This is a genomic window from Pseudomonas sp. S2_F03, assembly GCF_054668335.1.
Genome location: NZ_CP162759.1, coordinates 6113910 through 6126783 on the forward strand (window position 1 = coordinate 6113910; position 12874 = coordinate 6126783).

Here is a 12874-nt window from a genome sequence, read left to right on the forward strand (position 1 = left end):
GATGCCTCGTCAGTTCGGCTCGTTGAAGCTTGGTTCGCTCGGTTCGACCACCTCGTAATCGCGCTCCCAGCCTTCGTTTTCCAACTTCAGACGGGCGATGGCGACGGCGTTGGCATTGGCGTCCAGGTCCGGCAGCGACTGAAACTCGCTGACCCAGCAGCGGAACACCTTGTACGCCAGGGCTAATTGGCCGGCCTCGTTGTATAGCTCGATGATGATGTCCTTGCGAAAATCCTTGAGCGACACCTCCGCGCCCAAGCCGGAAGCGAAGTTCCAGACCTTGTTCGCCCAACGCTCGAAATCGGCATCGTGGGTCACCCCACGTTCCAGGGTGATCGCCTCGAACTCGGTGCGCCCCGGCGATTTGCGGCTGCTGCTGGGGTCACCGCCCTCGCGGTGTTTGACCACTTCAGTGGTGCGCTTGAGTGCCGATACCTTGCTGATGCCGGCGACATAGCGACCGTCCCACTTGACGCGGAATTTGAAGTTTTTGTAAGGATCGAAACGCTGGGCGTTGACCGTGAACTGAGCCATGGCATATCTCCCTGATGCAGCGATTCAGCGGCCACCCACCCGGGTGGCCGCTGCCTGGATCACACCTGAATTTGCCCAGCCAGCTGCTGGATCCTGATCACCACGAACTCCGCCGGTTTCAGCGGAGCGAAAGCCACCAGGATATTCACCACGCCGCGATTGATGTCGTCCTGGGTGGTGGTTTCACGATCGCACTTGACCAGATAGGCCTCGCGCGGCGTTTTGCCCTGGAAGGCGCCCTGGCGGAACAGGCTGTTCATGAAGGCGCCGAGGTTGAGCCGGATCTGCGCCCAGAGCGGCTCATCATTGGGCTCGAACACCACCCATTGAGTGCCGCGATACAGGCTTTCTTCCAGGAACAGGGCCAGTCGGCGCACCGGCACGTATTTGTATTCGGAGGTCATCTGGTCAGCCCCGCGCAGGGTCCGGGCACCCCAGGACACCGCGCCGTAAACCGGAAAACTGCGCAGGCAGTTGACCCCCAGCGGGTTGAGACTGCCATTCTCGCGGTCGTTCAATTGATAGTTCAGCGCCTGTACCCCGATCAGGCTGGCTTCAGTGCCGGCCGGTGCCTTCCATACACCACGGTCACCATCGGTGCGGGCGTAAAGCCCGGCCACGGTTCCGCAGGGTGCGCTCAGGCGCAACTTGCCGTTTTTCAGGGGGTCGGCGATGTAGACCCAGGGGTAGTAGACGGCGGCGTGATCGGATTTTGGCAACGCGGTGCCGGAAACCGTCGCCACCATCTGCTGCGGATCGACAGCGGTTGGTGGCGAGTCGATCACGAAGAATGCCCGGCGTTCCTCACAGTAAGCCGCTGCATCCATCAGCACGCCGGTGTCGGTGATACCCGGCAGACAGAGGATGTTGAACAGGTCCACTTCTTCCAGGGCATACAACCCTTTGCGTGTGTCACGGTCCGCAATGAAGGCGGAATAGATATCCGCGGCGGCATAGGCTGTTTCACTGCCGCCTTGCAGGGTGACGTTCACCGGCTGGGTGGTCAGCGAGCCCGCCAGCAAATGCAGTTGGCTGGCGATGCTGTTCAGCGGCGAATCCGAGACCGCGATACTTGAGGCCGCGCCTTGGGTGCCGGTGGCCAGGACCAGGGTGCTGCCGGCCACTGCACAGGTAAAGTTGCGGTAGGCGGGATCTCCTGGTTTACGCGCACGCACCGCGGCCTGAATCCGCGCGGCGACGTCCGTCAGTTTGGCGGCCAGATTGGCGCCAACCGCCCCCGCGTCACCGATATCGATCACATCGGAATTGCCATCGAGGCTGATGCGAAGGCCCGTGTGGGTCGCATCTGGCAGAGCATCCAGGTCGTTGGCAGCGAAGGTATCGCTGGTCAGGGTCGCAGGATCAGGCACCGGCACCGGACGGATTGCCCCGACCGCATCGACCTCCACTCCACCTGCTTCACTGCCAAGTTTGAGCGCAGCACTGGCATTGCTTTTCTGCCCGGGCAGCACCCGCACACTGGAGAACTCACCGCCGACACCGGACGTCATCAGGATCGTTTGCGTAGCGGCCGGCCGCCCACAGGTGAAGTTCTGGTAGGCCAGTTGGCTGTTCGCTTGGGCCCGGACTTTGGCCTGGATTGCGCCACACAGTGAATCCAGACGCTGGGTCGGCGTACCACCGGCGATATCCGCCGGCAGCGCGATCAGCACCTTGACCGGCGGTAGATTGTTCACGCTGACCCGAAACTCGTTGTGATTAGCGTCCAGCAGGGTCGTCACATCGGCCAGACTGGCACCGCGCGAAGTGCCGGCTGCCAACCCGTCCAGTGCTGCCTGACCGACCACCCGACTCACGCTGACCAACTGAGAAACCGCATTGACCTGATCCAGCACGTAGCGGGCGTCCATCGAGTTCATCGACAGATTTTCAAAGCGTTCGGCGCGTCCATCCGAGGCGCGGATGAACGTGATGTTGAATGAGCTACCAGGGTTGATGGTGAGGTGATCCACCCGTACTTCGATACCGTTACCCGCAGCGCCTTCGTCCAGCGCTTCGACCTTCAGTACATCGATCGGGTTTGTGTTCTGCAAGGTTTTGCTGGCTGTACTGGCGTCCTTGACGATACGCACCACGTAGGCCTCGGTACCGCCGTTCTGGAAGAACTGCCGGACCGCATAACCCATCTCGGAATCCACTGCCAAGCCGCCGAAGCGCCGCTCGTAATCGGCGAAACTGAACAGGTGCTGGGCTTTGTTGATCGGCCCGCGTGGCGCCGAACCGGCAAAGGCAGCCACCGAGGTCGCGACGCCGGTAATGGTCCGCACGCCGCTGGGAAGTTCTTCGATATAGACGCCTGGATAGCTGAGTTGGGCAGGCATGACGGATCCTTTCCGGGCTGGATGCAGGAGGTTGATGGCCAAATCCCTTCAGAGGCAGATACAACGTCGCCTCACAACCAACACAACTACATCCGAACCCATCCACTGCCCGGAAACCGTTGATGACCTGGACGCAGTTCATAATTCTTATGGGAACTGACAGCCCACGATCCGAAAGGTATGGATAGCTATAGATCGTTTTTTTTATTACGCAAATTCAAGCATTTCCATCTTTAGCTAATGGCTTATTGATATTTTTAGTTCTATAAGCACCTGAACTTAAAGGGCTGCCGCCAAAAGCCAATACCCAATAGTTATAAAGCGTCGAAGTAAAACAATAATTAACTGTAAAAGCCCAATGACTGTTTTGTTGTAACGCTAATAGCCAGACATCATTAAAATCAGCGAAGCCCCCACTTTCATCGCTCAGTTAAGATGTAGCTGGATGGAACTTCTCTCGCTTGAGGTTATAGTCCCGTACAGAAAAGCCCCGTACAGAAAATGATCCGGGTGACGTCAACATGAAAACGCTCACGGCCCTTTTCACCTGCTTGCATGTTGCCGGCGTATGCGCGGTCACGATCTCCTGCGCGAATGCTGCGTCACCTGCGCGCACCTTCAAGACCAGCTTCGACTGCGCCGACACAAAAGCATCCGTCGAGAAACTCATCTGCCGCGATCCGCAACTGGCGCAAATGGATATTGAACTGATGCGTCTCTATCGCCTGGCGCTCACAGATGAACATTCGGTGCCACCCGCAAACAAAGTCATGATCGACCAGCAATTCTGGATCGAGGCCCGCAACCAGTGTGGCTCCGGACCGGAGTCCAAGGCATGCGCGATCCGCAGTTATGCCGAACGTGCGTATCAGCTCCGCCAAGGCTCGGCCATTGTGAGAACCAAGGATCCAGACAGACTGACCGAAGGCCCCCAGGCGTTCCGTTGTACCGGGCTTAGCGACTTGATGACTGCGACATTTTTCAATACGCAGCCAGGCGTGGTTTACCTGAAATGGGCGAACGCATCGGTCACCCTGAACCAGGTGCAAAGTGATTTTGAAACCCGATACGCCGGCAAGAATTACCAGGGGAACTACAGCTTTCGGCAAAACGAAAACGGGGTCTATTTCCAGAAGCCTGGTGCCGGGGAAGTAAGCTGTACGGCCGAGCCGGTTGGCTGAGGGCTCTGCCTGTCCAGGGATTGTAGTTATCCCTCCTCCCCCTTGTTGCCGGTCGTCCACCTGCTCGATTTCCATGACCAAGACCCATTGCGTAAGCCATTTGCCATCGACAGTGCGGTTGAGCAACACCCGGCAAAATTCGTATACCATATCTACAACTCATTCCGAACGACCGCCGCCGTGACCCAAACCAAATTCAATGCTCCAGACCTTGGCAATGCGCCTTCGACGTCGGAAATCATCACTCGCCATCTGCGGGACGCTATCGTCGCGGGGCATTTTGACGAGGACGAGCCAATTCGCCAGGACGACATCGCGCGGCAGTTCAACGTCAGCAAGATCCCGGTGCGCGAAGCGCTCAAACGCCTGGAGGCTGAAGGCCTGGTGATGTTCCAGCGTAATCGCGGGGCGATGGTGACGCGGGTGTCCGACGCAGAACTGGCGCAGATGTTCGAAGTGCGCATGCTGCTCGAAGACAAAGTGCTGCGCCTGGCCATCCCTAACATGACCGAAGAAACCTTCGCCCGTGCCGAACGTATCTGCCAGGAATTCATCGGCGAAGATGACGTGGGACGCTGGGCCGAGCTCAATTGGGAACTGCATTCCTGCCTTTACGAACCGGCGCAACGCCCGTTTCTGGTCGGCCTGATTCGTTCGGTCAACGACAAACTGGAGCGTTACCTGCGCATGCAGATGAGCCTCTCGGCCGGCAAGGATCGCGCCGATCATGAACACCGGGAGATTTTGGCGGCCTGTCGCGCCGGCGACGTGGACCTGGCGGTGAAGCTGCTCGACGAGCACATTGCCGGGGTCTGCAAGACGCTGTTCGAGCACCTGCCGCACCATCACTAACCGCTCGCCGCACTGTGCCGATATCGTCATCGGCGCTGGATAAAACCATCAAGCCGGCGCCCCCCGCACGGGCCACTCTTTCGTTCACTCATCTGAACGGACGTGGCCCTGTTATGAAACGAATCAGCGTGATCGACTCCCACACCGGCGGCGAACCTACCCGCCTGGTGACGGCAGGTTTCCCGACCTGGGTTCCGGCAGCATGGCCGAACGTCGGCAGCGGCTGGCTGAGCAGCATGATCGGTGGCGCGCCGCGTGTGTGCTCGAACCACGGGGCAGCGACGTACTCGTCGGCGCCCTGCTCTGCCAGCCCGTCGATCCGACCGCGTGTGCCGGCGTGATCTTCTTCAACAACAGCGGTTATCTGGGTATGTGCGGCCACGGCACCATTGGCCTGGTGGCTTCGTTGGCCCATATGGGCAAGATCGGCCCGGGCGTACACAGCATCGAAACGCCAGTGGGCACAGTGCAGGCAACGCTGCACGAAGACCATTCAGTGAGCGTACGCAACGTGCCCGCTTACCGTTACCGCAAGGCGCTGGCGCTCGAAGTGCCAGGTGTTGGAACGGTGGTCGGCGATGTGGCTTGGGGTGGCAACTGGTTTTTCCTGATCGCCGAGCATGGCCTGCGTGTGGCCGGTGACAACCTCGATGCATTGACCGCGTATACCTTTGCCGTGCAGCAAGCGCTGGAAGTCCAGGGCATTCGCGGTGAAGACGGCGGGCTGATCGATCACGTCGAACTGTTCGCCGATGACGAACACGCCGACAGTCGCAACTTCGTCCTCTGCCCCGGCAAAGCCTACGACCGCTCACCCTGCGGCACCGGCACCAGTGCCAAACTGGCGTGCCTGGCGGCTGACGACAAATTGCAGCCGGGACAGATCTGGCGCCAGGCCAGCGTCATCGGCAGCGAGTTCGAGGGTTCATACGAACTTCAGGGCGAGCGCATCGTGCCGACGATTCGCGGTCGTGCCTACATCAGCGCCGAAGCCAGCCTGATCATCGAACAGGACGATCCATTCGCTTGGGGCATTCGCCCGTGAGTGAAGGCCTGATCGCCGATGTAATCGTGATTGGCGCCGGCATCATCGGCGCCGCCTGCGCCCAGGCGCTGGCCCGCCGTGGCTTGCGCGTGCTGGTGGTGGACGCCGGCATCCCCGGTGCGACAGCGGCAGGCATGGGGCACCTGCTGGTCCTGGACGACAACCCGGCTGAACTGGCCCTCAGTCAATATTCGCTGCAACGCTGGCGCGAACACGGGCCGGATCTGCCCGACGGCTGCGCCTACCGCAGCAACGGCACCCTCTGGCTGGCGGCCAACGCCGAAGAAATGACGGTCGCCCACAGCAAATACCTGAACCTTCAAGCTCAAGGAGTTGCCTGTGAACTGATTAGCCGCCGTGCGTTGCGCGAGCGCGAACCCGAGTTGCGCGAGGGCCTGGAAGGCGGTTTGTTGATCCAGGGCGACGGTATTCTCTATGCCCCGGCGACGGCCTACTGGATGCTCGACACGACGAACATCCAGCAGCTGCGGGCGCGAGTCAGTGAAGTCGATGGCAACCGTGTACGCCTGGATGACGGTCGCTGGCTGAGTGCCGAAGCCGTGATTCTGGCCAACGGCGTTCAGGCCAACGAGTTATGCCCGGAATTGCCAATCGAACCGAAGAAAGGCCACTTGCTGATCACCGACCGCTACCCCGCCAAGGTCACGCACACCTTGGTGGAGCTCGGCTATGTCACCAGTGCCCATAACGCCTCGGGCCCCTCGACGGCGTGCAACATTCAACCGCGTCCGACCGGGCAATTGTTCATCGGTGCCTCGCGGCAATTCGGCACCACTGACCCGCAGGTCGAAGGCTGGATGCTCGCCAAAATGCTCAAGCGTGCGATCGAATACATGCCGGGGTTGGCGCAGCTCAATGGCATCCGCGCCTGGACCGGCTTTCGCGCCGTCAGCCCCGACGGCTTACCGCTGGTGGGTCAGCACCCAAAGCGCAAGGGCTTGTGGCTGGCCGTCGGCCACGAAGGACTGGGCGTCACCACGGCCCCCGGCACGGCCGATTTGCTGGTCGCGCAACTGTTCAACGAAACACCGCCGCTCGCTGCGCATCCGTATCTGCCGCAGCGTTTTCTGGGAGAGCCCGTTTATGCCTGAATTGATGCTCGATGGCCGTTCCCTGCGCGTTGCCGAAGGCACCAGTGTCGCGGCCGCGCTGGCCTTGGGAAGCGACGGTTGCAGTCGGACCTCGGTCAGTGGCCAACGCCGCGCGCCCTTGTGTGGCATGGGTATTTGCCAGGAGTGCCGGGTGACCATCGACGGAAGACGCCGTCTGGCCTGCCAGACACTGTGCCGTGACGGCATGCAAGTGGAGACGCGCACATGAGCGAATACGCCGACGTGCTGATTATCGGTGCCGGCCCTGCCGGTATGGCCGCCGCCCTCGCCGCCGCGCCTGGCGGTGCACGTATCGTCATGCTCGACGACAACCCCGCGCCGGGCGGACAAATCTGGCGCGACGGGCCTCAGGCCAATTTGCCGACGCTGGCCCGTGATCTGCGTGATCAACTGCAGCGCTACGACAACATCCGCGTCCATTCCGGGGCCCGGGTGATCGCCTGCGCCGGGCCGAAGCAATTATTGGTCGAAGATGCTGATCGTGGCTGGCTGATTGCCTACGACAAACTGATTTTGTGCACCGGCGCCCGTGAGTTGCTGCTGCCCTTCCCCGGCTGGACACTGCCCGGCGTAACCGGTGCGGGCGGCCTTCAGGCATTGATCAAGGGCGGCCTGCCGGTACAGGGTGAACGCGTGGTGATCGCCGGTAGCGGGCCGTTGTTGTTGGCCAGCGCCGCGACCGCAAAACACAAGGGTGCCCGGGTGCTGCGCATCGCCGAGCAGGCTTCAACGGCGGCAGTCGCCGGGTTCGCCGCACAACTGCCGCGCTGGCCCAACAAACTGCTGCAGTCGTTCACGTTGTTCGATCGCCATTACCGCACCGGCACCCACGTGTTGGCGGCGTTGGGTACCGAGCGGCTGGAAGGCGTGCGCCTGCAACAGCAAGGGAAAATCGTCGAACTGGAATGTGATCGCCTGGCCTGTGGCTTCGGCCTGATCCCCAACACTCAAATTGGCCAGGCCCTGGGCTGTGATCTCGATGGCCACGCCCTCGCGGTCGATACCTGGCAAAGCCACCCGCCGCGTTGACCACTATGCGGCGGGAGAATGCACGGGGTTCGGTGGCAGTGAACTGGCGTTGGTCGAAGGTGCGATTGCGGGATACGCAGCGGTCGACGACCGTCAGGCGGCTCAAGCATTGTTCTCTCGGCGCGCGCGGTGGCAGGGATTCGCCAATGCGCTGAACCAGGCATTCGCGCTCGGCCCGCAACTCAAGTCGCTGGCACAACCCGACACCCTGCTATGCCGCTGCGAAGACGTACCCTACGCGGCGCTCGCCGGGCACGCGGACTGGCGCGAAGCCAAACTGGCCAGCCGCTGCGGCATGGGCGCTTGTCAGGGTCGAGTGTGTGGCGGCGCCTTGCAGCACTTGTTCGGCTGGCAACCCTCGGTGCCACGCCCGCCGTTCAGCCCGGCACGGATCGAGACCTTGTTGTGCCTGGACGACAACCCGCCCGTTTGAATACCGGGCCAGGGCTTTCGATAGCCGGCCCGAGTCTTTATGATCCTCGGCATTGCCACCAGACGCCCAGCGCCATGTATGCCTCGCTCACGACGTTCAAACCCTGTGACCTGCCAACCCTGTTGAGCAGCTTGCAGCCGATTGCGCCGCTGCTCGACACCCTGTCCGACGTGGTGTTTTTCATCAAGGACAGCGAGGCCCGCTACGCGTTCGTCAACCAGACCCTGGCCCGACGTTGCGGCTTCAAACACCCTGACGAGTTGCTTGGGCTCACCGCCGACAGGGTCTTTCCCGAGCGTTACGGCCCGCTGTACACCGAACAGGATCGGCGCGTGCTGTCCACCGGCCGCGAACTGGCCGATCAACTCGAACTGCATCTGTATTTCGGCAATCAGCCAATGTGGTGCCTGACCCACAAACTGGCCCTGCACGATGAACAGGGCCGCATCGTTGGCTTGGCGGGCATCTCCCGCGACCTGCAACTTCCCCAGTCCAGCCATCCGGCGTTCCCGAAACTCGCTGCGGTGGACGCGCATATCCGCAAGCATTTCGCCCGCCCTATCAGCCTCGCCGAATTGACGGCGATTGCCGGGTATTCCGTGGCGCAACTGGAGCGCCACTGCAAACGCGTGTTCCAGCTCACGCCACGGCAGATGATTCACAAGGCCCGGCTGGAAGAAGGTTCGCGGCTGTTGTTGCACACCGACCTGCCCATCACCGAGATCGCCCTGCGCTGTGGTTACACCGACCACAGTGCCTTCAGCCGACAGTTCCGCGCCTTGACCAGCCTGGCGCCGAGCCAATACCGCGACAGCCGCCGTTAAGGTGTTCCTTTAAGGCGCGTCATGGGGCGACTGTGCTCCCTTCTGTAACACCTTCCTGATCCGCACCCTCTCGCCTCTACCGACTCATCGTCGCGCAACCCGTCTGATTCAAGGGCTGGAAATTAATTCTGGTCTCGGGAGGAAAACAGGCACGTCCATTGCTATTGTTAATATCGTATACGAAATCCCCAATACGATATCTGACGACACTACAACCACAACGAGGCCTCTATGAAAAACCCCGCATTTGCCGTAGCCCTCAGCGCTGTCCTCAGCACTTCCTTCATCGCCACCGCCCAGGCTGACAAGCTCGACGATATTATCGGTTCGGGCAAGCTGCGTTGCGCCGTGACCCTGGACTTCCCGCCGATGGGGTTCCGCGATGAAGGTAACAACCCGGCCGGGTTCGACGTGGACTACTGCCGCGACCTGGCGAAAGTCCTCGGGGTCGAAGCCGAAGTGGTTGAAACCCCCTTTCCTGACCGCATTCCGGCGCTGATCTCCGGGCGCGCCGACGTGATCGTTGCGTCAACCTCCGACACCCTGGAACGGGCCAAGACTGTCGGCCTCACCGTGCCGTACTTTGCCTTCCAGATGGTGGTGCTGACCCGCGACAACACCGGCATCAACAGCTTCGCCGATATCAAAGGCAAACCCCTGGGTAACACCAGCGGCACCTATGAAGCCATCGCCCTGGAAAAAGACGTGAAGAACTGGGGCAGCGGCACTTTCCGCGCGTATCAGTCGCAGAACGACACGTTGCTGGCCGTCGCTCAGGGCCACATCGACGCAACCGTCGTCACCAATACCGTGGCCGCCGCCACCATCAAGTCGGGCAAATACAAGAACCTGAAGGTCGCCGGTAACGCACCGTACACCATTGACTATGTCTCCCTGGGTGCCAAGCGTAACGAGTATGGCCTGCTCAACTACCTGAACCTGTTCGTCAACCAGCAAGTCCGTAGCGGCCGCTACGAGGAACTGTTCACCAAATGGGTCGGCACCGAGATCAAGCCTTCCGACCTGACCGTGCCCAAGGTCTACTACTAAGATGTCCGGCATGCCTGGGGCCACTTCCCTTTCCGGTCGCAGTCTGGTCGCGGGCGCCGCACAAGGCGCCCTGCTGTTCGCCGATGTCGGGCTGAGTTTCTGGGGCGGCGTTGACCCGTTCAGCGGTGAGGTCATCGACCGTCATCACCCGCTCAGCGGCGAGCATTTGGCCGGTCGTGTGCTGGCCATTCCCAGCGGTCGCGGCTCGTGCACTGGCAGCAGTGTCCTGATGGAGTTGATCAGTAATGGTCACGCACCGGCCGCACTGGTGCTGGCCGAACCCGATGAGATTCTGACCCTGGGCGTGCTGGTGGCGCAGACCATTTTCGAGCGTTCCCTGCCGGTGCTGTGCATCGGTCAGGAGGCCTTCGCCGCCTTGCGCGGCAAGGCGTTTGCCCGGGTCGAGAATTCATCGGTGACACTGTTCGAACACCTGCCCGGCGATGCCTGGCAGGCATTCGAAAATTCATCGCAAACCGTCGAAACAAGCGCCTCGATCGAGCTCACTGTACTCGACCGGGCGCTGCTCGATGGCGAGCATGGCAAGGCGGCACAAATTGCCATGCAAATCGTCCTGCGCATGGCCGAACTGCAAGGTGCCCGATGCCTGGTGGATGTCACTCAGGCGCACATCGACGGCTGCATCTATACCGGCCCGGCCAGTCTGCGGTTTGCCGAACAGTTGGTGCAGTGGGGTGCAAAAGTGCGGGTGCCGACGACCCTCAATTCAATCTCCGTCGACCAGCGTCGTTGGCGAGAATTGGGCATCGATCCCGCGCTTGGCGTACCGGCCAGCGCTTTGGGTGATGCCTACATGGCAATGGGGGCGCAGCTGAGCTTTACCTGTGCGCCCTACCTGCTGGACAGCGCGCCGAAGGCCGGTGAACAGATCGTCTGGGCCGAATCCAACGCCGTGGTTTACGCCAACAGTGTGCTCGGTGCACGGACGCTGAAGTACCCGGATTACCTGGATATCTGCATCGCCCTGACCGGCCGCGCGCCCTTGATTGGCTGCCATCTGGACGCTCAACGCAAAGCCCGTTTGCACATTGAGTTACCCGCATTGGGTGAACTGGATGACGCGTTCTATCCGCTGCTCGGTTATCACATCGGCGCGCTGGCGGGCAGCCGGATTCCGTTGGTGTACGGGTTGGAACGGCGCACGCCAAGCCTGGATGACCTGAAAGCCTTCGGCGCGGCGTTTGCCACCACCTCTGCCGCACCGTTGTTCCATATCGCCGGTGTCACCCCGGAAGCCCTCGACCCGGCACAGGTTCTGGAGCCGGATCAAACCCTGCCGGTGGAAACCATTCGCCTGAAGGACCTGCTGCACAGTTGGCGCAAGCTCAACAGTGCGCGTGAGAACCGGGTGGATGTGGTCTCGCTGGGCAATCCGCATTTCTCCCTCAGCGAGTTCGCTCACCTGGCGCGACTGTGTCTCAACCGGGTCAAGCATCCCGACGTGGTCCTTGCCATCACCTGCGGCCGCGCGGTGCTGGAACAGGCGCGCGAGGCTGGGCACATCAGCGTGATCGAAGCCTTCGGCGCAACCCTCGTCACAGATACCTGCTGGTGCATGCTCGGTGAACCGGTGATCCCGCTGGACGCCAAAACCTTGATGACCAATTCGGGCAAATACGCCCATTACGCACCCGGCCTGGTCGGTCGAAAGGTGCACTTCGCCAACCTTGCCGAATGCGTCGATGCAGCCTGCAGCGCTACGGCCAGCGGACGCCTGCCCGCCTGGCTGCAACCGGCTGTTCACCTGGAGAACACTGCGCATGTTTGATTACACCTTCCAATGGCGCTCGGCCCTGCGCGCCCTGCCGGACATGCTCGCCGGGGCGGTGGTCACTTTCGAAACCGCCGCCTTGTCGATGATCTTCGGAGTGCTCATCGCCCTGGCCCTGACGGTGATGCGCGAAGCCAAAAACCCGGTGCTGCGCGGCTTCGGCAACGGCTGGGTGTCGATCGCCCGCAACACCCCGTCGCTGTTTCAGGTTTACGTCCTCTACTTCGGCCTTGGCTCACTGGAGTTGCATGTCAGCTCCTGGTTCGCCCTGCTGGCGGGGATCACCTTCAACAACGCCGGCTACCTCGCGGAAAACTTCCGCGGCGGCCTCAAGGCTGTGCCCGGCACACAAGTGCGGGCCGCGCGATCGCTGGGCATGAGTGCCTTCCAGACCTACCGGATGATCATCGTCCCGCAGTTGCTGCGGATCGTGTTCTACCCGTTGAGCAATCAAATGGTATGGGCGGTGTTGATGACCTCGCTGGGGGTGATTGTCGGCCTGAACAATGACCTCACCGGGGTGACCCAGGACTTCAACGTCAAGACGTTCCGCACCTTCGAATACTTCGCCATTGCCGCGGTGCTGTATTACCTGATTGCCAAGGCGATCGTCGCGACGGCCCGGCTGATGGCCTGGCGGCTGTTCCGTTACTGAGGAC

At 61.3% G+C, this 12874-nt stretch carries 10 protein-coding genes and 2 pseudogenes; 10 read left to right on the plus strand and 2 right to left on the minus strand.

Annotated elements, in window-relative coordinates:
- Positions 1 to 9: 9 nt before the first annotated feature.
- Both AB4N76_RS28775 and AB4N76_RS28780 read right to left on the minus strand, forming a co-directional pair.
- The gene (locus tag AB4N76_RS28775; protein ID WP_077430158.1) at positions 10 to 534 is read right to left on the minus strand and encodes a phage tail protein; all 525 of its coding nucleotides are present in this window, start codon (positions 532 to 534) and stop codon (positions 10 to 12) included.
- A gap of 59 nt (positions 535 to 593) precedes the next feature.
- Entirely contained in the window at positions 594 to 2876 is a 2283-nt protein-coding gene (locus AB4N76_RS28780; RefSeq protein WP_460163880.1) for a phage tail sheath family protein, read from the minus strand.
- Between the two features lie 521 nt (positions 2877 to 3397).
- On the opposite strand from AB4N76_RS28780, the gene AB4N76_RS28785 reads away from it, so the two are divergent.
- The 10 genes and pseudogenes from AB4N76_RS28785 to AB4N76_RS28830 all read left to right on the plus strand — a co-directional run bounded on the left by AB4N76_RS28785 (position 3398) and on the right by AB4N76_RS28830 (position 12870).
- Complete coding sequence (locus AB4N76_RS28785; RefSeq protein ID WP_460163881.1) at positions 3398 to 4057, plus strand: lysozyme inhibitor LprI family protein; 660 nt, start codon at positions 3398 to 3400, stop codon at positions 4055 to 4057.
- Between the two features lie 180 nt (positions 4058 to 4237).
- Positions 4238 to 4909: a GntR family transcriptional regulator gene (locus AB4N76_RS28790; RefSeq protein WP_046027847.1), complete on the plus strand. Its 672-nt coding sequence runs from the start codon at positions 4238 to 4240 to the stop codon at positions 4907 to 4909.
- A 113-nt stretch (positions 4910 to 5022) separates the two neighbouring features.
- Positions 5023 to 5954 (plus strand): annotated as a pseudogene (locus AB4N76_RS28795) (4-hydroxyproline epimerase).
- Entirely contained in the window at positions 5951 to 7066 is a 1116-nt protein-coding gene (locus AB4N76_RS28800; RefSeq protein ID WP_460163882.1) for an NAD(P)/FAD-dependent oxidoreductase, read from the plus strand. The pseudogene AB4N76_RS28795 and the gene AB4N76_RS28800 overlap by 4 nt, the downstream one beginning before the upstream one ends.
- Positions 7059 to 7295, plus strand: a complete 237-nt coding sequence (locus AB4N76_RS28805) for a (2Fe-2S)-binding protein (RefSeq protein WP_109787173.1) — start codon at positions 7059 to 7061, stop codon at positions 7293 to 7295. The genes AB4N76_RS28800 and AB4N76_RS28805 overlap by 8 nt, the downstream gene beginning before the upstream one ends.
- Positions 7292 to 8549, plus strand: a pseudogene (locus AB4N76_RS28810) (FAD-dependent oxidoreductase). The gene AB4N76_RS28805 and the pseudogene AB4N76_RS28810 overlap by 4 nt, the downstream one beginning before the upstream one ends.
- Before the next feature lie 74 nt (positions 8550 to 8623).
- Complete coding sequence (locus AB4N76_RS28815) at positions 8624 to 9373, plus strand: AraC family transcriptional regulator (protein WP_046027198.1); 750 nt, start codon at positions 8624 to 8626, stop codon at positions 9371 to 9373.
- 231 nt (positions 9374 to 9604) lie between these two features.
- Positions 9605 to 10423 carry an ABC transporter substrate-binding protein gene (locus tag AB4N76_RS28820; protein WP_046027197.1) on the plus strand — a complete coding sequence of 273 codons (819 nt, stop codon included), beginning with the start codon at positions 9605 to 9607 and terminating at the stop codon, positions 10421 to 10423.
- 10 nt (positions 10424 to 10433) lie between these two features.
- A complete protein-coding gene (lhpI, locus tag AB4N76_RS28825; RefSeq protein ID WP_460163883.1) occupies positions 10434 to 12212 on the plus strand; it encodes a cis-3-hydroxy-L-proline dehydratase in 1779 nt (592 codons plus the stop codon).
- Positions 12205 to 12870, plus strand: coding sequence for an amino acid ABC transporter permease (locus tag AB4N76_RS28830; protein ID WP_046027196.1), 666 nt, complete (start codon positions 12205 to 12207; stop codon positions 12868 to 12870). The genes lhpI and AB4N76_RS28830 overlap by 8 nt, the downstream gene beginning before the upstream one ends.
- The last annotated feature ends 4 nt before the right edge of the window (positions 12871 to 12874 follow it).